The sequence below is a fragment of the Ramlibacter aurantiacus genome, from assembly GCF_016722895.1.
GTDB classification, from domain to species: Bacteria; Pseudomonadota; Gammaproteobacteria; order Burkholderiales; family Burkholderiaceae_C; genus Ramlibacter; species Ramlibacter aurantiacus.
The window spans coordinates 12,424-32,126 of sequence record NZ_JAEQNA010000011.1 but is presented as its reverse complement, the minus strand read 5'-3'; the positions used below and the strand labels follow the sequence as shown (position 1 = coordinate 32,126).

The 19,703-nt window shown below is 68.3% G+C and carries 25 protein-coding genes and 1 pseudogene; 10 read left to right on the top strand and 16 right to left on the bottom strand.

Going from position 1 to position 19,703, the window contains the following annotated elements; genetic code table 11:
• Window positions 1–18 precede the first annotated feature (18 nt).
• Complete coding sequence (locus JI739_RS22030) at window positions 19–255, bottom strand: PA2433 domain-containing protein (protein WP_201686174.1); 237 nt, start codon at window positions 253–255, stop codon at window positions 19–21.
• Window positions 256–441: 186 nt separating this feature from the next.
• Between JI739_RS22030 and JI739_RS22025 the strand changes: the two genes are divergently transcribed.
• Window positions 442–597, top strand: a complete 156-nt coding sequence (locus tag JI739_RS22025; protein WP_201686173.1) for a hypothetical protein — start codon at window positions 442–444, stop codon at window positions 595–597.
• Here JI739_RS22025 and JI739_RS24625 read toward each other — a convergent pair.
• Window positions 559–818: pseudogene (locus tag JI739_RS24625) on the bottom strand (hypothetical protein); the annotation flags it as partial. The gene JI739_RS22025 and the pseudogene JI739_RS24625 sit on opposite strands and share 39 nt — an antisense overlap.
• Window positions 819–1,110: 292 nt before the next feature.
• On the opposite strand from JI739_RS24625, the gene JI739_RS22020 reads away from it, so the two are divergent.
• The 4 genes from JI739_RS22020 to JI739_RS22005 all read left to right on the top strand — a co-directional run bounded on the left by JI739_RS22020 (window position 1,111) and on the right by JI739_RS22005 (window position 3,921).
• Entirely contained in the window at window positions 1,111–2,469 is a 1,359-nt protein-coding gene (locus JI739_RS22020; protein ID WP_201686172.1) for a tannase/feruloyl esterase family alpha/beta hydrolase, read from the top strand.
• Window positions 2,470–2,630: 161 nt separating this feature from the next.
• Window positions 2,631–3,047: an FKBP-type peptidyl-prolyl cis-trans isomerase gene (locus tag JI739_RS22015; RefSeq protein WP_201686171.1), complete on the top strand. Its 417-nt coding sequence runs from the start codon at window positions 2,631–2,633 to the stop codon at window positions 3,045–3,047.
• A gap of 131 nt (window positions 3,048–3,178) precedes the next feature.
• Window positions 3,179–3,532, top strand: coding sequence for a DUF1428 domain-containing protein (locus tag JI739_RS22010; RefSeq protein ID WP_201686170.1), 354 nt, complete (start codon window positions 3,179–3,181; stop codon window positions 3,530–3,532).
• Window positions 3,532–3,921: a VOC family protein gene (locus tag JI739_RS22005; protein WP_201686169.1), complete on the top strand. Its 390-nt coding sequence runs from the start codon at window positions 3,532–3,534 to the stop codon at window positions 3,919–3,921. Before JI739_RS22010 ends, JI739_RS22005 begins: the two co-directional genes overlap by 1 nt.
• A 25-nt stretch (window positions 3,922–3,946) precedes the next feature.
• On the opposite strand, the gene JI739_RS22000 is transcribed toward JI739_RS22005, so the two are convergent.
• The 3 genes from JI739_RS22000 to JI739_RS21990 form a co-directional block, all read right to left on the bottom strand.
• Complete coding sequence (locus JI739_RS22000) at window positions 3,947–4,315, bottom strand: translation initiation factor Sui1 (RefSeq protein WP_201686168.1); 369 nt, start codon at window positions 4,313–4,315, stop codon at window positions 3,947–3,949.
• 34 nt (window positions 4,316–4,349) lie between these two features.
• Window positions 4,350–5,018: a YceH family protein gene (locus JI739_RS21995; RefSeq protein ID WP_201686167.1), complete on the bottom strand. Its 669-nt coding sequence runs from the start codon at window positions 5,016–5,018 to the stop codon at window positions 4,350–4,352.
• Between the two features lie 133 nt (window positions 5,019–5,151).
• Window positions 5,152–5,370, bottom strand: a complete 219-nt coding sequence (locus JI739_RS21990; protein WP_201686166.1) for a hypothetical protein — start codon at window positions 5,368–5,370, stop codon at window positions 5,152–5,154.
• Window positions 5,371–5,609: 239 nt separating this feature from the next.
• Here JI739_RS21990 and JI739_RS21985 point away from each other — a divergent pair, with 239 nt between their 5' ends.
• The gene (locus tag JI739_RS21985) at window positions 5,610–6,419 is read left to right on the top strand and encodes a hypothetical protein (RefSeq protein WP_201686165.1); all 810 of its coding nucleotides are present in this window, start codon (window positions 5,610–5,612) and stop codon (window positions 6,417–6,419) included.
• 242 nt (window positions 6,420–6,661) lie between these two features.
• Here JI739_RS21985 and JI739_RS21980 read toward each other — a convergent pair whose 3' ends face one another.
• Together JI739_RS21980 and JI739_RS21975 are read right to left on the bottom strand one after the other, a co-directional pair.
• Entirely contained in the window at window positions 6,662–6,967 is a 306-nt protein-coding gene (locus JI739_RS21980) for a GNAT family N-acetyltransferase (RefSeq protein ID WP_201686164.1), read from the bottom strand.
• Window positions 6,967–7,932, bottom strand: coding sequence for a DUF5996 family protein (locus tag JI739_RS21975; RefSeq protein WP_201686163.1), 966 nt, complete (start codon window positions 7,930–7,932; stop codon window positions 6,967–6,969). The genes JI739_RS21980 and JI739_RS21975 overlap by 1 nt, the downstream gene beginning before the upstream one ends.
• A gap of 273 nt (window positions 7,933–8,205) precedes the next feature.
• On the opposite strand from JI739_RS21975, the gene JI739_RS21970 reads away from it, so the two are divergent.
• The gene (locus tag JI739_RS21970; protein WP_201686162.1) at window positions 8,206–8,763 is read left to right on the top strand and encodes an NADPH-dependent FMN reductase; all 558 of its coding nucleotides are present in this window, start codon (window positions 8,206–8,208) and stop codon (window positions 8,761–8,763) included.
• Window positions 8,764–8,937: 174 nt separating this feature from the next.
• On the opposite strand, the gene JI739_RS21965 is transcribed toward JI739_RS21970, so the two are convergent.
• Genes JI739_RS21965 through JI739_RS21950 form a run of 4 tightly spaced genes read right to left on the bottom strand, consistent with a single transcriptional unit; the run spans window position 8,938 to window position 12,417 of the window.
• Complete coding sequence (locus JI739_RS21965) at window positions 8,938–9,372, bottom strand: YciI family protein (RefSeq protein WP_201686161.1); 435 nt, start codon at window positions 9,370–9,372, stop codon at window positions 8,938–8,940.
• A gap of 41 nt (window positions 9,373–9,413) precedes the next feature.
• Window positions 9,414–10,601 (bottom strand): AI-2E family transporter, encoded by a 1,188-nt coding sequence (locus JI739_RS21960; protein WP_201686160.1) that lies wholly within the window; start codon window positions 10,599–10,601, stop codon window positions 9,414–9,416.
• Window positions 10,602–10,636: 35 nt separating this feature from the next.
• Complete coding sequence (locus tag JI739_RS21955) at window positions 10,637–11,380, bottom strand: LytR/AlgR family response regulator transcription factor (protein ID WP_201686159.1); 744 nt, start codon at window positions 11,378–11,380, stop codon at window positions 10,637–10,639.
• Window positions 11,380–12,417 (bottom strand): sensor histidine kinase, encoded by a 1,038-nt coding sequence (locus tag JI739_RS21950; RefSeq protein WP_201686158.1) that lies wholly within the window; start codon window positions 12,415–12,417, stop codon window positions 11,380–11,382. The genes JI739_RS21955 and JI739_RS21950 overlap by 1 nt, the downstream gene beginning before the upstream one ends.
• Before the next feature lie 77 nt (window positions 12,418–12,494).
• Between JI739_RS21950 and argH the strand changes: the two genes are divergently transcribed.
• The 3 genes from argH (at window position 12,495) to JI739_RS21935 (ending at window position 15,584) form a co-directional block, all read left to right on the top strand.
• Window positions 12,495–13,904, top strand: a complete 1,410-nt coding sequence (gene argH / locus JI739_RS21945; protein WP_201686275.1) for an argininosuccinate lyase — start codon at window positions 12,495–12,497, stop codon at window positions 13,902–13,904.
• A 76-nt stretch (window positions 13,905–13,980) separates the two neighbouring features.
• Window positions 13,981–14,367, top strand: a complete 387-nt coding sequence (locus JI739_RS21940; RefSeq protein ID WP_201686157.1) for a response regulator — start codon at window positions 13,981–13,983, stop codon at window positions 14,365–14,367.
• Between the two features lie 68 nt (window positions 14,368–14,435).
• Window positions 14,436–15,584 carry an alpha-hydroxy acid oxidase gene (locus JI739_RS21935; protein WP_201686156.1) on the top strand — a complete coding sequence of 383 codons (1,149 nt, stop codon included), beginning with the start codon at window positions 14,436–14,438 and terminating at the stop codon, window positions 15,582–15,584.
• Window positions 15,585–15,588: 4 nt separating this feature from the next.
• Here JI739_RS21935 and JI739_RS21930 read toward each other — a convergent pair whose 3' ends face one another.
• From JI739_RS21930 to JI739_RS21910, 5 genes are read right to left on the bottom strand one after another with little or no spacing between them, the layout of a single operon-like run.
• Window positions 15,589–16,269, bottom strand: a complete 681-nt coding sequence (locus tag JI739_RS21930; RefSeq protein ID WP_201686155.1) for a class II aldolase/adducin family protein — start codon at window positions 16,267–16,269, stop codon at window positions 15,589–15,591.
• On the bottom strand, window positions 16,266–17,183 hold the full coding sequence (locus JI739_RS21925) for a fumarylacetoacetate hydrolase family protein (RefSeq protein ID WP_201686154.1): 918 nt from the start codon (window positions 17,181–17,183) through the stop codon (window positions 16,266–16,268). Before JI739_RS21925 ends, JI739_RS21930 begins: the two co-directional genes overlap by 4 nt.
• The gene (locus tag JI739_RS21920; RefSeq protein ID WP_236589974.1) at window positions 17,183–17,728 is read right to left on the bottom strand and encodes a VOC family protein; all 546 of its coding nucleotides are present in this window, start codon (window positions 17,726–17,728) and stop codon (window positions 17,183–17,185) included. Before JI739_RS21920 ends, JI739_RS21925 begins: the two co-directional genes overlap by 1 nt.
• 29 nt (window positions 17,729–17,757) lie before the next feature.
• Window positions 17,758–18,801 (bottom strand): CDP-6-deoxy-delta-3,4-glucoseen reductase, encoded by a 1,044-nt coding sequence (locus JI739_RS21915; RefSeq protein WP_201686153.1) that lies wholly within the window; start codon window positions 18,799–18,801, stop codon window positions 17,758–17,760.
• Between the two features lie 11 nt (window positions 18,802–18,812).
• Window positions 18,813–19,679, bottom strand: coding sequence for a VOC family protein (locus JI739_RS21910; protein ID WP_201686152.1), 867 nt, complete (start codon window positions 19,677–19,679; stop codon window positions 18,813–18,815).
• Window positions 19,680–19,703 lie beyond the last annotated feature (24 nt).

The window sequence follows — 19,703 nt, the reverse complement described above, 5'->3', positions numbered from 1 at the left end:
CCGCGAGACCTGTCGGCTTCAGATGCCCAGCAGCTTCTTGGCCTCGCCCAATGCCGCCATCGACTCCGTGTGCTTGCCGGCCTTGTGGTGCGCTTCGCCCTCCGCGCGCAGCTTGGCGACCTTGTCGGCATTTTCTTTGGACAACTGCGGCTTGGTGCCCAGCTTGGCATCGATCGCCTTCATCTCGTTCGGGCAGTTATGGGCGAAGGCAGCGCCCGTGAAAGCAAGGCTGAGTGCAACGAGCAGGGTGCGCATGGGGTTCTCCTGAAAAGGGAACTGCACCATAGGCCAGCCCGGATGCGCCAGCCTCCGGGGCAACCCTGATGTCGAGCCGTCCTGCGTCGGCCAGCTCTGCCCCATCGAGCGCTTGAAACAATCGATTGCCCAGCTAGCCCGCCAAGCTGCACCGCCTAGCATGACCTCTTTGAACGAGGACCCATCATGGCCAAGCGCAAGCGCAACGAAGACAACAGCAAGCGACAGCAACCGGTGCAGCAGCAGCGGGCCGAAGCCGCGCGGAAAGCGGTCAGCCAGGCCAGGCGGAGCAAGAGCGTGGACTCATCCGCGGAGGCACGGCCGGCCGACAAAGAGAAGTAGCGGCCGAGGGCGGACGCCGCCCTTCCCCCACGACTTGTCTGCACGCGGCCGCCGAACCACCCGAACCTTGCCGCTGCCGCCGCCGCAGTACAGCAGATCGGTACCGTCGATTCGAGCCCGCTCACGCCCATCGGCCGGGGCATCTGACGGGGCATCTGCAGGCTCGCCAGCACCCGCCCGCTGTCCGGCTCGGTCCGACGCAACTCGCTCTCGTCACCTTCGAGGCGAGCACCTCACCCGGCTGCGGGTCGATCTTGTCGATGCGCGACTCGGCGATCTGCCATCGGCTTGCGCCAGGACGCAGCGGGCGCGCCCGCACCCATCAGGCGGCCGGCTCGACGGCCGGGCTTGCATCCTTCATCGCCATGCGGCCACGCGCCCTGCCCGTTTCAGCCTTCGTCCTGCAAGCGCCCGCCTCCTGGCTCGTCTACAAGCAGAACCAGCCGAGTCCCGGCTGCACCCATGACGAAGGGAGGCCCGAGTCCCGGCTGCACCCATGACGAAGGGAGGCCTATGAGAAAGCTATTGGCTGCGATCGCACTGCTGGGTTCCAGCATGGGCGCGGCTCACGCCCAACTTCCGCCGCCCGGCGGCACCTGCACGAACATGGGTGCGATCACCGTCCCCGGGGCCGAGAAGCAGGACGCGATCTGCCTGGCCGACCTGAGCACCCGCTACCTCGTCGCCATGAACCGGACCGACGCCAGCGACTGGGGCGCCTTGCACTCGCAGCAGACCCGCAATCCCGCCGGCGCCGTGCCCGGCATCCAGATCGACGGCTACTTCCCCGACACGAGCACCAGCAACGGCTATTTCGGCTGGTTCCACGATGCGCAGTTCGTGATCCGCCTTCCGGACCACTGGAACGGCAAGCTCGTGATCACCGGCGCGCCCGGCGTGCGGCGGCAATATGCCAACGACTACCTGCTGTCCGACTGGTTCGTCGCGCGCGGCTATGCCTACGCGTCCACGGACAAGGGCAACAACGGAACCAATTTCCAGAACGACGGCGCGGCGCCCGGCGATGCCATCGCCGAGTGGCACCGCCGCGTGACCGAGCTGACCCTGGCGGCCAAGGACGTGGTGCGACAGCGCTATGGCAAGGCGCCCGCGTACACCTACATGACCGGCCTGTCCAATGGCGGCTACCTCACCCGGTACGCACTGGAGAACCACCCGGAGCTGTACGACGGCGGGGTGGACTGGGAGGGCGTGCTATGGCGGCCCGAGGGCCCGAACCTCTTCACCTACCTGCCGACGGCACTCCGGAGCTACCCTGCGTACAAGGCGGGCGATGGCGGCGCGCACGAGGCCATCCTCTCGGCCGGCTTCGCGCCTGGCTCCGAGTTCCTCTGGGACCATCACTACGGCGTGTACTGGGACCTCACCCAGCGCACCTACCGCGAGGAGATCGACCCGGCGTACGACGGCGCGCTGAACGCCGGCATTCCGTTCTGTGCCTCCGGCGTGCCCTCCTGCGACGCCGACTATGACTACGCGAGCAGGCCGCCGGAGGTGAGGGACGCCGTCGCGAAGATCTCCCTGACCGGCCGCATCGGCAAGCCCATGATCACGCTGCACGGCACGCTGGACGCACTGCTGCCCATCGCCACCAACTCCGATCACTATGCGCAGATGGTGAAGAAGGCGGGGCGCGGCCAATGGCACCGCTACTACGTGGTCGAGGCGGGCAACCATGTCGACCAGCTGTACGACCTGTTTCCCGACCAGCTGCGCCCCATCAGCCCCTGCTACCGCTCCGCATTCCTGGCCCTGGAGCAGTGGGTGGAAAGCAAGGGCCAGCGCCAGCCGCCGCCCGACAAGCTGCTGCCGCGCGAGGGGAACGACCTGGCCAACGCGTGTCCGCTTTGAATCGAGCCGGCTGGCCGGCCATGTGCATGCGTGCCGGCGTGAAGGCAGCGAGCCAGTGCTGCATGGTGGTTCAAGCCCGCCGCGGACCACGGCATCATCCGGCTTCGCCCGGGCCCGTCGCCTCAATACACCCCTTCGTCTTCCGTTCTTGAAAGCACCCCATGAACAAGCCCTATCGCTCGCACGCGCTCCTCGCACTGCTGGCCTTCGCCGCCGGCACCGCCCTTGCGGCTGGCCCGTCCGCCACCGACACCCTGCCGGGTGGCATCGTGGTCAAGCACCTCACCGTCGGCAAAGGCAAGAAGCCCTCCGCGACCGACACCGTCGAGGTGCACTACCGCGGCACGCTGGCCGACGGCAAGGAGTTCGACAGTTCCCACAAGCGCGGCCAGACCGCCAGGTTCCCGCTGAACCGCGTGATCCCCTGCTGGACCCAGGGTCTGCAGCGCATGTCCGTCGGCGGCAAGGCCGTCCTGACCTGTCCGCCGTCGATGGCCTACGGCGAGCGCGGCGCGGGCGGCGTGGTCCCGCCGAACGCCACGCTGACCTTCGAGGTGGAACTCGTTTCGATCCAGTAGCCGCCGTCGCCAGGCGGGAGCTGCAGCACAGGTTAGCGCCTTTCGTTACAACCAGGTGTCGAGAACCGCCCCACTCGATCGTCGTACCCTGGATGGCGTGACATTCGCGCGCCGCACACAGGAGAACGCACATGAATTACGTCGACGGCTTCGTGATCGCCGTACCCACCGCGCAGAAGGAGGTCTACCTCCGTCATGCCAGCACTGCCGCGGAAGTCTTCAAGGACGTCGGGGCCCTGGAGCTTGTCGAGTGCTGGGGCGACGACGTGCCCGAGGGCAAGGTCACTTCCTTTCCCATGGCCGTCCAGCGCAAGGACGACGAGACCGTGGTGTTCTCCTGGATCACCTGGCCGTCCAAGGCCGTGCGCGACGATGGCATGAAGAAGTTCATGGCCGACCCGCGGATCCAGCAGATGAAAGAGATGCCCTTCGACGGCCAGCGCATGATCTTCGGCGGCTTCCAGGTCATCCTGGAGAAGAAGTGATGCTGCAGGCCTCGCCGATGTATGCGTACATTCCGGCCAAGGACATCGCACGCGCGCGCCGGTTCTACGAAGACCAGCTGGGGCTGCGGCCCAGGGAAGAGACGAACGGCGGTGTCGTGTACGAGTTCGGCGGCGGCACGGCCGCCTTCCTCTACCCCACGCCGAATGCCGGCACGTCGCAGGCCAGCCAGGCCTTCTGGTCCGTGCAGGACGTGGACGCGCAAATGCAATGGCTCAAGTCGCGCGGTGTCCGGTTCGAGACCTATGACGACATGCCCGGTGAACGCAGCCCGCAGGGAGCGATCACCGCCGGCGGAGCCAAGGCAGCCTGGTTCAAGGACCCTGAAGGCAACATCATGGCGCTGATCCAGGCCTTGCCGACGAGTTGAACCCGGCTCCGGCGGCATCGGCGAACTACCCGCCAGCCCGCTTCACCTTGAAGCCTTGGGCCGAGAGCAGGGCCACGAGTTTGTCGCCATGGTCCCCCTGCACTTCAACGACGCCGTCCTTCACGGTGCCCCCGGAGCCGCACGCGGCCTTGAGCTGCCTGGCCATCTTTTCGAGGGAGCCCGAATCCAGAGCGAGGCCTCGGATGACTGTCACTGCCTTCCCACCGCGTCCCTTGATCTCCCGAGAAATGCGGACGATTCCGTCGGACGCCGAGGAGGACGTGCGCGAGGTCGTTGCGCAGGCGCACAGCGCGACGGCCCTGCGGCAACCGGGACACATACGGCCTGAGTCGGTGGAATAGACGAGGCCGCCGACGGACTGGCGAGGCTTCATGGATCACGATTGTTGTGCAAGCCCGGTCGGGGCATCAGGAAGATCCATCGATCCCCAGCTCGGAGCAAACACGGCCCAGTAGCGCCTTCACGCCGGCAAGCTCGGCCTCGAGTCGCGCCACATGGGCCTTCAGGGCCGCGACCTCCCCCAGCGACAGGTCGTCCGTGCCGGCACCCACGCGGCCTCCGGTTTCGTCGCCTGCGGGATCACCGCCCAGCAGGTGTGTCCATCGGCTTTCCCGTGCGCCCGCAAGCCGCGGAAGCTTGCGGACAAGCGCGCCGGCCGGGCGCTCGGCCAACTCCTCCAGGAAGGCTTCCACGGACGAGATGTCGGCGAAATTGTGCATGCGCTCCGACGCGATCCGAAGCTCGCCTGGCGTTTGGGGTCCTCGAAGCATCAGGACGGTGAGCAGGATGATCGACTGGGAGGGAATCTTCAGCACACCGTCGAGGTTGTGCCCGTAGCGATAGACGCGTCCGCCGCTCGACTCGGTCACGAGGCTCAGGGCCTTGAGGCTGTCCAGGGTGGCCTGAGCCTCGGCATCGGAGATCTCGAGGATCGGGTTGCGGCTCGTCTTCTGGTTGCATCCGGAGACCACGGAGTTGAGCGTCAGCGGATAGCTGTCGGGCACCGTACGTTGCTTCTCGGACAGCACACCGAGAACGCGAGTTTCAAGCAAGGAGAGCGCGCGAAGATTGGACATTGGATCGCAATGTACCCCGCGTGCGGGTGCTTCGACCCGGCGTAGAGCGTCTCCATCCTGGTCGAGTCCCGCCTTCTCTCCAGCACGAGGCCAGATCGAAAGGGTCTGCTTCTGGCGGGAAGCGGCTATCCCGCTACTTTCCGACGACAGCGGCAAGCTCCCACTCGCTGCTGAGCTCGTCCAGCCGCAAGATGTAAACCCCTTCGGCCGTCTCCACTTTCCACCAGCGCCGGTCACTGCCAAACCAGCGGTCGGTGACAGCGCGCACTTCCACACGCCTGGCGCCGAACCAGATGACCGCTGGATCGCCAACACCGTTCGCATCGGACGCGATGCATTCCACGCGGACCATGGCGGCACGGTAGCAGCGGTCCGCTTCCGACCGAAGCAGCCGTCCCGAGGCCGAGGTGCGAGTTGCCGGTGCATACCGTCTTTCTGCATGCGGGCCATCAATCGTGGCGGCAGGATGGACTTCAGCCGCAGAGCCCGTCCGTGCGCTTGCGCCTCTCGGCAGCTCCGGCTTGATGCACCTCAAAGTGCTTGCGCCCGGGGTGACTACCCTTCACCTGCATTCAGCAAAGGAAGCACAGCATGTCCAAGCGGAACAAGTCGCTCCTGGTGGCGCTGGCGCTGTACGCGGCATGGACGGCGGCGACTTGGCTGCTCGAAGGTCGAATCCGGACGTTCACGCGCCCCGGCGCCGTGACGGACCGCCTCGTCTACGCCGTGGCAGGAAACCTGGTGCTTGGAGTTGCGCTCGGTTCTGCGTGCATCGCGTACCTCGTCCACCGGGGCGCCGTCGAGGCAGTGTCCGCAGGCTTCGGGACGGCCAGGCGCACGATGGTGGCGGCGGCTGCGGGGCTGGTGATCGGCGCGGCCGCCTACGTCCTGCAGGGCGCCCCGTCGCTGGACCCGGTCGTCGTGCTGAACGGCTTCAGCCAGGTCTTCGTCGTGTCCGCGGCAGAAGTCGTCGTCTGCTGGTGCGTGGTCGGGTCCACCGTGGAGGCCGCGGTATCGAGGTCGAGGACACTCGTCGCGACGGTGGTCGCCGCACTCGTGTCGGCGCTGCTCTTCGGCGCCTATCACTTCGCCCACAGCCCGCCTTTCAACACATGGGGCATGGTCACCCTGCTGTCCGCAGTGGGTTTGGTCACCGGCGCCTTCTTCTTCATCAGTCGTGACGTCATCGGCACCACGATCTTTCACAACTTCCTTGGAGTGTTCGGTGTCCTGAAGGCCCTGGAAGCAGCAGATGCACTGAGCTCGTTCGAGCGCGTGCAGCCGCAACTCGTTGCCACGGCAGGTCTGACGCTGGCGCTCCTCGTGGTCCTGCAGGCGGTGGTACGGCGGCAACAACTTCGCGGCGGCAGAGGTGCGCTCGCTGCTCGGGGATCCGCGTAGGCGGCGGCAGCGGCGCCGGCCGCGCACGATGCAGATGGCTGCTCCTGGCCGTCAGCGGCTGCGCACGAGCGACTACGGCAATTGGCGGTGTGCCGTTCGTACCCCCGGATCGACTTGATCATCTGCAACGTGATAGATCACTTCGTCGGCAACATCGCAAGTGCGAGCACTGCGCGGCGTCGGAAACGGTCCAGGCTTGCCAGCGCCCTCATTTCCACCGAGTTCGGGTGTGGCGTTCGCAATCAGCGCTTCAGCACGTCCTGCCATTCGGAGTGGCGGGCAATTTGAGCCTTGGCAAACGGGCACAGCGGGATCACGACGCGCCCCTCCCTCCGCGCGTCTTCCACGCCGCGCCGCACCAGCGCCAGACCAACTCCGCGGCCGCGCAGCGCGTCCGGTACGCCGGTGTGATCGATGATGATCATCCGTTCGCCAGTGCGCGAATAGCTCATCTCGGCTTCGTGGCCGTCCAGCCGCACCACGTACCGACCCTTGGACAATCCCTCTTCCCGTGCGATCGTGAAGCCGTCTTTCGGCATTTCGGTCATCACCGTTGCTCCTTCTGTTCCCCAAGAGCCTGGAGCGCGCGCGGTTGGCGTGGCTCTCCGATCGCGCATTCGAGTGCGCTGACATTCCAGCCGCCGAGGTCGGCGGCCGCTCGGTAGGTGCTTTCCAGGAACGCCATCAGCGCCGCTTCCGGATCGGCGGCCTGCCGCACCGCGTGGTACGGCAGAAGAAACTCACCAAGTTCCTTGCTGTAAAAGGCGCCCTCGGGCTCGACGTGCGCTTCGGCAAAACCGGCCGGAGCGGGATACGCGTAGGAGTAGAAGGCCGGGTAGTCGATCGGACCGCCGCCCGGCCAGAACCCGGCAGAGGACACCTCATGGCTGTAGGCTTCGCGCGTGACGTCGTCGGGCAGCGCGTGGATGCCGCCCGGGTGCATGGGCGCGGCTCGCCCGGAGAAGCGCGTCACCGCTAAGTCAAAGCTGCCCCAGAACAGGTGCACAGGGCTGGCCTTGCCCAGGAAGCCCGTGCGGAAGCGCTTCAATACGCGGTCAGCCAACACACTCGCGCGGAAGAAGCGGCTGACGGCATCGCGGTCGTATGGCCGCTCGGCGCGATCCTCGACAAAAGGCACAGCGTCCGGCACCTCGTTCGGCCGGCCGTGGAGAGCGGGCGTGGCCCCCAGCTCGCCGAGCAGTCGGAGGAAGTGCGCGTGGAAATCGGCTACCGACATCGGGCCAAGGGCAAATCGCGCCATCCTCCCGTCGGTCGCTGCGCCCACCACCGCGTGATCGACGAGGTCGAGGGTGATCTCCACTCCGCTCGGTTCATCAGGCACGAGCGAGGTGGTGAAGCCGCGCGCATTCACATAGAGCGTTGCCTGCCAGGAATGGTTCTGCCAGGGAGCCCGGGCGAAGCGGTACTTGCCGATCATCTGCGCGTACAGGTGCAGCGCCGAACAGGTTTCGCGCCAGGGCGGATAAGGTATGGCGGGCCAAATCGGACTCATGCGTCTGCCTTTCGTGCGTGGGACGCCAAATTGAGGCCGGTCCGCCCGATACCCGGGGGCGGTGCGTGATCGGCGTCGCGCAAATCGTAAACGAGACGAGGAACGAGACGAGATTCCGCGCCATAGCGGGCCAAGGATGCGGCTGCTCACCGACCTGGCTGCGCGTCTGCGGGAAACGCGACCGGGGACCTCATCCGCGCGAGGCGGCGTATCGTTCCATGCATGACCGACGCTCAGGCATCGTCGTGAACACTGCAGTACAGAAGGAGCCCCATGACCACGATTCTCGGCCTCTCCGGCAGCCTGCGCTCGGGCTCATACAACACCGCGCTGCTGCGCGCCGCGGCAGGCCTGATGCCGGCGAGTGCGACGCTGGACATCGCGACCCTGCACGGCATCCCGCTCTATGACGGAGACGACGAAGCGCGCGACGGCCTTCCGGCGGCCGTGCAGAAGCTGAAGGAGCGGATCGTCGGCTGCGACGCCCTGCTGTTGGCCACGCCCGAATACAACAACGGCATCCCGGGCGTGATGAAGAACGGCATCGACTGGCTCAGCCGCCCCGCATCGGACATAGCGCGGGTGTTCGGCAACCGTCCCGTCGCCGTGATCGGCGCGTCGCCGGGTGGCTTCGGCACCATCCTCGCGCAGAACGCCTGGCTGCCCGTGCTCCGCACGCTGGGCACGCGGCCCTGGTTCGGTGGGCGCCTGCAGGTCTCGCGCGCGGGGCAGGTGTTCAGTGATTCCGGCGAGATGGTGGACGAGAAGATCAAGGCGCAGCTGCAGCAGTTCCTGCAAGGCTTCGTCGCGTCGCTGCAGCCGGGCTCCTGACGGCCACGACTGGATTTCGCAGGTCCCTCCTGCATCACCCCGGCCCGAGCCATGAAGAGCGATCACGCGTCTTTTCCCCGAGCCCATGGCGCCACGCTCGCAGCCCGCCTCGACGCGCGACAAGTAGCACGTGGACGCTCAGGTTGCTCGCGATCCCTTGGTTCGCAACCTGTGTCATCCGCCCCCCGCCCGCCCCTGCACCTCGCGGCGCAGCCGCTCCTCCTGCTCGCGCAGCTCCGGCGTCAGCGCCTCGCCGAAGTCCTCGGCCGAATAGATCTGCCGGATCTCGATCTCGGAGTCGGTGCGCATCGGATTCGGGCACTTCTTCACCCAGTCGATCGCTTCCTGCAGCGAAGCGCACTTCCAGATCCAGAAGCCGGCCACCAGCTCATTGGTCTGGGCAAACGGCCCCTGGATCACCCGCCGCTCCTGGCCCGAGAACGCGACCCGCGCGCCGCGCGAGCTGGGATGCAGGCCCTCGCCCGCCTCCATCACGCCGGCCTTCACCAGCTCCTCGTTGAACGCGCCCATCGCGGCGAATTCCTCGGGCGTGGGCATGACGCCCGCCTCGCTGTCCCGGGTCGCCTTGACCATCACCATGAATCGCATCTCGGTCTCCTGTCGATTGGATGGGGGACGTGCGGCGGCGCTCACTCGCTCCCCAGCAACTCCCCCACCGGCTTCAATTCATCCACCCGATCGCACACGGCCTTCACCACCATCATGATCGGGATGCCCAGCAACAATCCCCACACGCCCCACAGCCAGCCCCAGGCCAGCACGCCGATGAACACCGCCACCGCGTTCATGCTGTTGGCCTTGCTGGTCAACCAGGGCACCAGCAGGTAGCCCTCCAGCGTATTGATCACCAGCGACACGGCCCCGATGCCCATCGCGGCCTGGATGTCGCCGAACTGCAGGAAGGCCACCAGTGCCGCGCCGCCCGTGACCATGATGGCCCCCACATAGGGCACCAGGTTCAGCACCGCCGCGGCCACGCCCCACACGGCCGCATGTTCCATGCCCATGTACCAGAACACCGCCGCCGTGGCCACGCCCACCAGCAGGCTGGCCAGCAGTTGCACGAGCAGGTAGCGCTGGATCTGCACGTTGATCTCGTCCAGCGCCTGCACGGTGAGTTTCTTGGTGCTCAGGCCCGGCCCCGCGATCTTCACCAGCTTGCGGCGGAAGGTGTCGCCCGAGACCAGCAGGAAGAAGGTGAGGAAGGCCACGATCACGATCTGGCCGAGGAGCGCGACCAGGCCCAGGGTGCCGGTCCAGATGTGGTCGCGGATGTTGAAGGGCGGCTTTTCGACCACGACGCGCTGCACGTCGCCGGGCACGGGGGGCGGCGGTGTTCCGTTCGGCGTGGCGGCGCGCTCGATCTCGTTGGCCGCCTGCTGCACGGTGTCCAGCGGCGTGGGCTGCGCCTCGCCGCGCTTGCGGATGGCCTCGGCCATGCGTTCGGCCGCGTCGGGCAAGCTGTTGATCAGCTGGTTGGCGTCGTCGCTGAGCGACCATGCCAGGCCGGCCAGGCTGCCCAGGATGGACAGGATCAGCACCCCCGCACTGGCCGCGCGCGGGATGCGCAGGCGGGCCATGCCGTCCACCACCGGGGCCAGCGCGTAGAAGAACACGAAGCCCAGCATGAGCGGGATGAAGAAGGCACTGGCCAGGTGCAGCACGGCCAGCACCGCCAGGGAGGCCAGCACCGCCAGCGCGATGTTGCGCGGGTCGGCCGCGGGGTGCAGCACCACGCCGGGCGGCTGCTTCGGATCGATGGTGTCAGGCGGTGGGACCTGCGCCAGAACCTCGTCCACTTTCTTGTCGGAGTCCATGGGTGTTCCTGTTCTTCAAGGAAGCCCCTTCTCCCTCAACGCGTGAGCGCCTCCCGCACGGCGACCAGTTGCCGGCGTGACACCGCCAGCACCTCGTCCAGCCCGTCGAGCCGCACCGCCCAGCCCTCGCCCTCTTCGGGGTCGTCGTGCCGCTCGAGCGCGCGCAGCGCGCGACGGGCGACCAGGGCATTGCGGTGGATCCGCAGGAAGAGCGCACCGTGCCGCTCTTCCAGTTCGCTCAACGAGTCATCGGCAATATAGCTCCGGCTTGCCGTGCGAACGGTCACGTACTTGAGTTCGGCCTTGAAATAGATCACCTCCGACAGCGGAAGCCGAACAATCTGACCCCGGTCCTGGATGACGATGGTTTCGGGCGCCACCGCAGCCCCGCCGCGCATCGCCAGCAGGTGCCGCTCGACCTTCTGCAGGGCCTGCTGCAAGCGCTCGGTGCGCACCGGCTTGGTCAGGTAGTCCAGGGCGTCGAGGTCGAAGGCGCGCAGCGCGTGGTCGCTGTGTGCCGTGACGAAGACCACCGGCGGCGCCTCGGGCAGACGGCGGATGGCGGCCGCCAGCGCCAGGCCGTCGGTCTCGGGCATGCGCACGTCGAGCAGCGCCAGGTCGAAGTGCTGGCGGCGCAGCCAGTCCATGGCCTGGGCCGCGTTGCCGGCTTCGGCAGCCACCTCGGCCGCCGGCGCGCGGCACTCGCCCAGCAACCGGCGCAGCCGCGAACGTGCCAGCGTTTCGTCGTCGACCAACAGCACCTGCAACGGCGGGAGCATCAGGCGGGCACCTCCAGCCGCACCTGGTAGACCCCGTCCTGCAGCCCGCTCTGGAACAGGGCATGCACGTCGTGCATCAAACGCAGACGCTCGCGAACGTTCTGCTGCGCCAGGCCCAGGCCCGCATCGCCCTGGCCGGCCGGCACGGTGTTGGCTACCTTCACCACCACCGCGCCGCCGCGCCGCTCGGTGCTGATGCGAAGCCGTGCGCCCTCGGCGCTGGGCTCCACGCCATGCTTCACGGCGTTCTCGACCAGCGGCTGCAGCACCAGCGGCGGCACCCGTGCGGCGCCGGCGCGAGGGTCGAGCGACCACTCCACGCGCAGGCGGTCGCCGAAGCGCACCTGCTCGATGTCCAGGTAGCGGCGGGCCAGGTCCACCTCTTCCGAGAGCGACACCGCTTCGCCAGGCTCGGCCAGCGCGTGCCGGAACAGATCGGCCAGGTCTTCGAGCACGGCTTCGGCCCGCGCCGGGTCTTCGCGCACCAGGGCCGCGGCCGTGTTGAGGGTGTTGAAGAGGAAGTGCGGACGGATGCGCGCCTGCAGTTCGGCCAGCCGGGCCGTGGTGTCCGCCGGCAGGCGGCCCTTGCTGCGCCACGCCAGCGCGGCGACGAAAGCCCAGGCCATCAGGCCCCCGGTCGCGCCCGAGGCAAGCCAGGGCGAGGCCCCCCCGGCCCCGCCCATGAACCAGACCATGGCACAGCCATACAGGCCCGCCACCACCCCCAGCGCCGTGCCGAAGGCCTGCTGCACGACCAGCGGCAGGCGCGCCAGCACGCGCTTCAAGCTGCAGGCCACCAGCAGCCACAGCAGGATGGCCGCCAGTGCGCCCCCGCCCAGGAAGGCGGCGCGGGCCAGCCAGTCCATGAAACCGCTGGAGACGAACATCGCGCCCACCCAGACCACGGCTTCGCCGAACAGCACCGTGCGCAGCACCACCCCCGCATGGCAGGCGTCGAACACCAGCGGCCCAAGCGCGGGTGGCGACGCCCGGCCGGGCAAGGTGGCGAAGCTCGATAAAATTTCGGGTTCCCTCATCGGAGCGTCCGCGGGCGGACCTCTTCCTTCTTCATCGTCGGTTGGACTGACCAGCCTCGATTATTCCCCCTATGTCCATCAGCCAACTCGATCAAAAGTCCCAAGCCTGGTCGGCCCTGTTCTCCGAGCCCATGAGCGAGCTGGTCAAGCGCTACACCTCCAGCGTGGGCTTCGACAAGCGCCTGTGGCGCGCCGACATCGACGGCTCGCTGGCGCATGCGCAGATGCTGGCCGCGCAGGGGATCATCTCGGGGCAGGACCTCACCGGCATCGAGCAGGGCATGGCCCAGATCGCCTCCGAGATCGAGCGCGGCGAATTCGACTGGAAGCTCGACCTGGAAGACGTGCACCTGAACATCGAGGCACGCCTCACCGCGCTGGTGGGCGACGCCGGCAAGCGGCTGCACACCGGCCGCAGCCGCAACGACCAGGTCGCCACCGACGTGCGCCTGTGGCTGCGCGGCGAGATCGACCTCATCGCCGACCTGCTGGCCGGCCTGCAATCCGCCCTGGTCGACCTGGCCGAGCGCCATGTCGAGGTCATCCTGCCCGGCTTCACGCACCTGCAGGTGGCGCAGCCGGTGAGCTTCGGCCACCACATGCTGGCCTATGTGGAGATGTTCGCGCGGGACGCCGAGCGCCTGGCCGACGTGCGCCGCCGGGTCAACCGGCTGCCCCTGGGCGCCGCCGCGCTGGCCGGCACCAGCTACCCGCTGGACCGCGAGCGCGTGGCGCAGGTGCTGGGCATGGAAGGGGTGTGCCAGAACTCGCTGGACGCGGTGAGCGACCGCGACTTCGCCATCGAGTTCACTGCGGCCGCCGCGCTGGCCATGGTGCACGTGAGCCGCCTGTCCGAGGAGCTGATCATCTGGATGAGCCAGAACTTCGGCTTCATCGAGCTGGCCGATCGCTTCACCACCGGCTCGTCGATCATGCCGCAGAAGAAGAACCCCGACGTGCCCGAGCTGGCGCGCGGCAAGACCGGCCGGGTGGTCGGCCACCTGATGGGCCTGATCACGCTCATGAAGGGCCAGCCGCTGGCCTACAACAAGGACAACCAGGAAGACAAGGAGCCGCTGTTCGACACCGTCGACACGCTCAAGGACACGCTGCGCATCTTCATCGAGATGGTGGGCGGCATCACGGTGCGGCCCGAGGCCATGGAACGCGCGGCCCTGCGCGGCCACGCCACGGCCACCGACCTGGCCGACTACCTGGTCAAGAAGGGCCTGCCCTTCCGCGACGCGCATGAGACGGTGGCCCATGCGGTCAAGGCCGCCAGCGAGCGCGGGCTCGACCTGGCGCAGCTGCCGCTGGCCGAGCTGCAGCGCTTCCACGCCGCCATCGAGCAGGACGTGTTCGAGGTGCTGTCGCTGCGCGGCTCGCTGGAGGCGCGCAAGGTGCTGGGCGGCACGGCGCCCGACCAGGTGCGAGCCCAGATCGCACGCCACCGGGGGCGGATCGAGGGTCCCGGCAACAGCATGTAAGCTGCGCCGGCACCTCCAATTTGCATACGAAAATCCTCCCCGTTTCCCCGAGCGCACCCCCGCGCACCGCGCACCGATGACCCAGAGCTACACCCCGGCCGTACAGGCCGCCCTCCACGTGCTGGTGGTCGATGACAACCACGATGCGGCGGACACCCTCGCCGAGGTACTGGAAATCATGGGCTGCCGCACCGCCACCGCCTACGACGGTCTCGAAGGCTTCGAGAAGGCCGAGCAGTTGCGTCCCGACGCGATCGTGCTCGACCTGGGCATGCCGCGCCTGAATGGCTACGAGGCCTGCGAGCGCATCCGCGCCCAGCCCTGGGGCCGCGAGCTGCGCGTCGTGGCCGTCTCCGGCTGGGGCCAGCAGGACGACCGCCGCCGCAGCATGCAGGCCGGCTTCGACGCCCACCTGGTCAAGCCCGTCGCCCCCGAAGAACTGCTGGCCCTGCTCGAAAAATAGGCGCGGGCCCCAGGCACCGTGGCCCTGGCGAGCTAGGATCGGCCGCGCTACAGCTGCCAGGAGACCCCGTGCCCGTCATCACCCAGATCGAAGACCTGCGCGTGCTCGCGCAGCGGCGCATGCCGCGCATGTTCTACGACTATGCCGACTCCGGCTCGTGGACCGAGAGCACCTACCGCGCCAACCAGGCCGACTTCCAGGGCATCAAGTTCCGCCAGCGGGTGGCGGTGGACATGACCGGGCGCAGCACCCGCACCACCTTCGTCGGCCAGCCGGCCGCCATGCCGGTGGCCATTGCGCCGACCGGCCTCACCGGCATGATGCACGCCGACGGCGAGATCCTGGCGGCACGCGCGGCCAAGAAGTTCGGCATTCCGTTCACGCTCTCGACCATGAGCATCTGCTCCATCGAGGACGTGTCGCGCGGCACCGATGGCCACCCGTTCTGGTTCCAGCTCTACGTGATGCGGGACCGCGAGTTCATCGGCAACCTGATCGACCGGGCCAAGGCTGCCAACTGCTCGGCCCTGGTCGTCACGCTGGACCTGCAGGTGCTGGGACAGCGGCACAAGGACATCGTCAACGGCCTGTCGGCCCCGCCCAAGCCCACGCTGCGCAACCTGCTGAACCTGGCCACCAAGCCGCGCTGGTGCCTGGGCATGCTGGGCACCCGGCGCCGCCAGTTCGGCAACATCGTGGGGCACGTCAAGGGCGTGGAAGACATCGGCTCGCTGTCCGAATGGACCGCCAAGCAGTTCGACCCCACCCTGTCGTGGCGCGACGTGGAATGGATCAAGCAGCGCTGGGGCGGCAAGCTGATCCTCAAGGGCATCCAGGACGTGGAGGACGCACGCCTGGCGGTCGAATCAGGCGCCGACGCGCTGGTGGTGTCCAACCACGGCGGCCGCCAGCTCGACGGCGCGCCCTCCTCCATCTCGGCCCTGCCCCAGATCGCGGCGGCGGTCGGCGACCGCATCGAGGTGCACATGGACGGCGGCATCCGCTCGGGCCAGGACGTGCTGCGCGCCGTGGCCCTGGGCGCCCGCGGCACCTACATCGGCCGCGCCATGCTCTGGGGGCTGGGCGCCATGGGCGAGGCCGGCGTCACGCGCGCGCTGGAAATCATCCACAAGGAGCTGGACGTCACCATGGCCTTCTGCGGCCGCACGGACATCCAGCAGGTGGACCGCAGCATCCTGTTGCCAGGGACCTACTGACCCTTCAGCCGAGTTCAGGGTCGCCGGCCACCAGCCAGGCCCACATGCGCTCGAAGATCGCGCCGTCGCGGGTGGCGCGGCGCGCGCACTCGTCCGCCGACAGGACCTGCGACGACAACTCCAGCCCGGCACCCAGCACCGCGAGTTCCAGCCGGGCCGCGTCCTCCAGGTACCAGGCGAGGGACGCCGCGACCGGCAGGCTGTCGGCGGCGGTGACCAGGCCGTTACCGCGCATGACGATGGCCGGCGCCTGGCCCATGGCGTCGACCACGGCGGCGGCGCGGGCGTCCTCGCGCACGAGCTGCGGGTCGTTCCACAGCGCAACCCCGGCGCCGAAGTAGGCCCCCAGCCCGTGCCGGGCACGCGGGACGCGGCGCGCAGTGCCCAGCGCCATGGTGGCCGGCGGCATGCTGCGGGTCACCGCCCCCACATCGGGCCGGCGACGGTAGACCTGCTGGTGCAACCGCACCTCGCCCAGCACCCCTTCGGGCAAGGGCCCCTGCACCGGCACCACCCATCCGTCCTCGCCGGGGGCGATCAGGCCCATGGGCCTGGGCGCGCAGACCAGGAAGTGATCGGCATCCAGCCGCTTGCTGCAATGGCCATACGCATGCGCCAGCCCGTGGCGGCCCAGCGCACGGGCGGCCAGCCGCACTTCCAGCTGGTCGGCGGCATTCGCCTTCACGTGGCGGGCTCCGCCGCGATCGAGAACTCGAACTCTCCGATGTTCTGGATCCACTGGCGCACCACGTCGCCCGGCTGCAGGAACACGCCGCGCCCCATGCCCACGCCCGCCGGCGTGCCGGTGAGGACCAGGTCGCCCGGCTGCAGGGTGATGCGGGAGGACAGCTGCGCCAACTGGTCGCCGATGTCGAACAGCATCTGCGAGGTGTTCGAGTCCTGCATCAGCTCACCATTGACCCACAGCTTCATCGCCAGGTTCATGGGGTCGCCGATGAAGGCCTGCGGCGTGATGGCCGGGCCGATGGGGCAGGAACCGTCGAAACTCTTCTGGCCGATCCAGTCCCACTTGAAGGGCGATTCGCCCGCCACGCCCTCCCGGGCGAACGCGTCGCGCGCCGACAGGTCGTTGGCCACGGTGTAGCCGGCGATCACCTCATGGGCGCGCTCGCGCGGCAGGTTGCGGCAACGCTGGCCGATCACCACGGCCAGCTCGATCTCCCAGTCCAGCATGCGCGTTCCAGCTGGCGCCGACACCTGTGCGCCAGGGCCGGCGATGGATGGGCCCGATGCCTTGATGGCGAACCAGGGCTTGTAGCCCTTGCCCTTGGGGTCGCGCTCCAGCGGCATGCCGCTGCGGGCGCTCATCTCGTCCACATGATCGAGATAGTTGGCTCCGGCGAAGTAGATGGTGCGCGGGTTGGGCAAGGGCGCCACCAGCTGCGCACCGGCCACCGGCTCGCGCTCGCGCAGCTTCGCAGGCAGCCCGGCCAGCTGGGTGCTGGCCTGCGTCCAGTCGTCCAGCACCTCCTGCATGGCGCCGTAGCGCCCGGACGCGTAGATCCGGCCGTCGAGCAGCAGGCCCGTGCGGACACCGGCGTCGCCGGCGCTGCGGTAGCTCACGAGCTGAATCGTCATCACGCGGTCTCCACGCGGATCGCGAGCTCGTCCTCGCGCTCGAAGTTGCGTCCGTCGGCCATGGCGAAGCGGTCGCCGAAGTCGAAATAGTCGTCATGCAGGAAGCCGTTGGCATAGTGCTGGACCTCCCACCAGTTGTGGTCCAGGTCGACCAGGTAGAACGAGTACACCCCGTGCATGTCCTGGGGCTTGCCGACCTGGCGGATGCCGTATTCGTCCTTCAGGCGCAGCGCGTCGGCATGGGCGCGATCGACCTCCTCGCGGGTGGCCACGTCCACGCCCCAGTGGTTGAGCATGTTCACCGGCTTGAGCTGCTCGCCCACTTCCACGCAGACGATGTGGAAGCGCATCCCCAGGCGAACGGCCATGGCGGGCTTGCCGTGGCGCACGCACTCCAGCCCCAGGAACTCTTCGTAGAAGCGGCGCGTCCTGACCATGTCGTAGCACTCCAGGGTGCCGTGGCTCAGGCAGAAGGGCTTGACCGCGGAGGCGCGCTGCGTGGGCGGCAGCGGCACGCGGCAGTTGGCGGGAAGCAGGTCGGTCATGGCGTCTCCTTGTGACGTGGGCAATGCATTCAGGCGCCCGCCTTTTCGCGGGCCGTGAGAAACGAATCGGCGAAGAAGTCGTCGGGCGACAGGCCGCAGCGCTCGCTGAAATCGTGCCGCGCGGCCTCCACGACCACCGGCGATCCGCAGGCATAGACCTGGTGCCCCGACAGGTCGGGCAGGTCCTGCATCACGGCCCGATGCACGAAACCGTGCCGCCCTTCCCAACGGCAGTCCGGGCTGGCTTCGCTGAGCACCGGCACATAACGCAGCCATTCGTGCTCGCGCGTCCACTGCTCGCACAGCTCGTGCATGTACAGGTCGGCGCGACGGCGGCCACCCCAGTACAGCGTCACCGGCCGCTGCAGCCCGCGCCGGATCATGTCCAGCAGCATCGACTTGATGGGTGCGAAGCCGGTGCCCGCGGCCAGCATGACGATGGGCTTGTCGTTCTTCTCGCGCAGGAAGAACGAGCCCAGGGGGAACTCGATCCTGTGCACGTCGCGCGGCTGCATGGTGCCGAAGACGTGTTCGGTGAACGGCCCGCCCGGCACGTGCCGCACGTGCAGCTCGAAGGAGCGCACACCGTCGTTGCTGGGCGCGCTGGCCACCGAGTAGCTGCGGCGCGAGCCGTCCGGGCGCAGGAACTCGACGTACTGGCCGGCCCGGAACACCGTGGGCTCGTTCATGGGCAGGCCCACCTGCAGCACCATCACATCGGGCGCCACGCGCTGCATCTGCAGGATGCGCGCCGGCATGAACTTGGCGCGGATGGCCTGGCCGGCATCGATCTCGCCCACCTCGATCACCAGGTCCGAGCGCGGCCTCGCCTGGCACAGCAGCGAATAGCCGCGCCGCTTGTCTTCCTCGGTCAGGTACTTGGGATGCACGGCGCCCCAGTCCACCGCGCCCGCGACGATGCGGCCGCGGCAGGTGTTGCACACGCCCGAGCGGCAGCTGTAGGCCATGAACAGCCCCGCCTCCAGGCCGGCGCGGAGCACCTCGGTGTCGGGGTCGCAGGCAAAGCGGTGGCCGCTGGGCTGCAGGGTGATGGTGTAGGTGTCGCCAGCCACGGCAGGTCCTTTCAGCTGCGGAACTCGGGGATATCGGGCTTGCTGCCCCACATGCAGAAGCCGGTGGGGTCGAAGGGGAACTGGCGCGGCCGGTAACCGGCCTCGACGTCGGCCGCCGTGATGCTGCGCACCCCGGTGGAGTACTCGTACACCAGCCCGTCCGGTCCCTCGAAATACAGGAAGCGCGCGCCGGAAGTCGGATGCCGGCCCGGGCCGAACACGATGCGCACGCCGCGCTCGCGCAGGAAGTACCAGGAGCGCATCAGGTCGTCGATGCCCTCGACCTGATGGTTGATGTGCTGGATGCCGCTGCGCGTGGTCGGGAACAGCGCGATCTTGTGGTGCACCTCGTCGATGCGCAGCAGCGGCGCCTCGCCGATCCAGTCGCTGACCTGGGCGCTGCACATGCGGGTCCAGAACTGCTCGTCGCGGCGGCTGTCGGTGGTGCACAGGCCCACGTGGCTGAAGCCGGTGATGCCGGCGTCGCGCCGGCCGTGGTAGCGGCGGCCCGAATGGCCAGGCCTGAACACCAGCTCGATCTGCGTGCCGCTGGGCTCGCGGAAGGCGATCATGGCCCGCACCCGGCGCGCGTCGCGCTCGGCGTCGCTGCCGTAGCGCACCGGCATGCCCGCGCGCTCCAGCTGGGCCGCGGCCTGCTCGATCTCCTCGGGGCTGCCGGCCTCGAAGGCCACCACGTGGTCGCGCGGGTCGCCCTCGAAATACACCAGCGTGTGGTCGCGGTCGTCGGACTTGAAGTACACGGCGCCGCCGTCCCGGCGCGCGATGTCCAGCCCCAGGATGTCGGTGGCGAAGCGGGTCGCGTCCTCCAGGTTGGAGACGCCCACGCGGCAATAGCGGATGTCGTGCAGCTTGATCATGGCGGGGGCCTTCGCACGAATGCT

Coding starts and splice junctions, on each gene's coding strand:
- JI739_RS22030 (WP_201686174.1), bottom strand. CDS start 255: ATGCGCACCCTGCTCGTTGCACTCAGCCTTGCTTTCACGGGCGCTGCC.
- JI739_RS22025 (WP_201686173.1), top strand. CDS start 442: ATGGCCAAGCGCAAGCGCAACGAAGACAACAGCAAGCGACAGCAACCG.
- JI739_RS22020 (WP_201686172.1), top strand. CDS start 1,111: ATGAGAAAGCTATTGGCTGCGATCGCACTGCTGGGTTCCAGCATGGGC.
- JI739_RS22015 (WP_201686171.1), top strand. CDS start 2,631: ATGAACAAGCCCTATCGCTCGCACGCGCTCCTCGCACTGCTGGCCTTC.
- JI739_RS22010 (WP_201686170.1), top strand. CDS start 3,179: ATGAATTACGTCGACGGCTTCGTGATCGCCGTACCCACCGCGCAGAAG.
- JI739_RS22005 (WP_201686169.1), top strand. CDS start 3,532: ATGCTGCAGGCCTCGCCGATGTATGCGTACATTCCGGCCAAGGACATC.
- JI739_RS22000 (WP_201686168.1), bottom strand. CDS start 4,315: ATGAAGCCTCGCCAGTCCGTCGGCGGCCTCGTCTATTCCACCGACTCA.
- JI739_RS21995 (WP_201686167.1), bottom strand. CDS start 5,018: ATGTCCAATCTTCGCGCGCTCTCCTTGCTTGAAACTCGCGTTCTCGGT.
- JI739_RS21990 (WP_201686166.1), bottom strand. CDS start 5,370: ATGGTCCGCGTGGAATGCATCGCGTCCGATGCGAACGGTGTTGGCGAT.
- JI739_RS21985 (WP_201686165.1), top strand. CDS start 5,610: ATGTCCAAGCGGAACAAGTCGCTCCTGGTGGCGCTGGCGCTGTACGCG.
- JI739_RS21980 (WP_201686164.1), bottom strand. CDS start 6,967: ATGACCGAAATGCCGAAAGACGGCTTCACGATCGCACGGGAAGAGGGA.
- JI739_RS21975 (WP_201686163.1), bottom strand. CDS start 7,932: ATGAGTCCGATTTGGCCCGCCATACCTTATCCGCCCTGGCGCGAAACC.
- JI739_RS21970 (WP_201686162.1), top strand. CDS start 8,206: ATGACCACGATTCTCGGCCTCTCCGGCAGCCTGCGCTCGGGCTCATAC.
- JI739_RS21965 (WP_201686161.1), bottom strand. CDS start 9,372: ATGCGATTCATGGTGATGGTCAAGGCGACCCGGGACAGCGAGGCGGGC.
- JI739_RS21960 (WP_201686160.1), bottom strand. CDS start 10,601: ATGGACTCCGACAAGAAAGTGGACGAGGTTCTGGCGCAGGTCCCACCG.
- JI739_RS21955 (WP_201686159.1), bottom strand. CDS start 11,380: ATGCTCCCGCCGTTGCAGGTGCTGTTGGTCGACGACGAAACGCTGGCA.
- JI739_RS21950 (WP_201686158.1), bottom strand. CDS start 12,417: ATGAGGGAACCCGAAATTTTATCGAGCTTCGCCACCTTGCCCGGCCGG.
- JI739_RS21940 (WP_201686157.1), top strand. CDS start 13,981: ATGACCCAGAGCTACACCCCGGCCGTACAGGCCGCCCTCCACGTGCTG.
- JI739_RS21925 (WP_201686154.1), bottom strand. CDS start 17,183: ATGACGATTCAGCTCGTGAGCTACCGCAGCGCCGGCGACGCCGGTGTC.
- JI739_RS21920 (WP_236589974.1), bottom strand. CDS start 17,728: ATGACCGACCTGCTTCCCGCCAACTGCCGCGTGCCGCTGCCGCCCACG.
- JI739_RS21910 (WP_201686152.1), bottom strand. CDS start 19,679: ATGATCAAGCTGCACGACATCCGCTATTGCCGCGTGGGCGTCTCCAAC.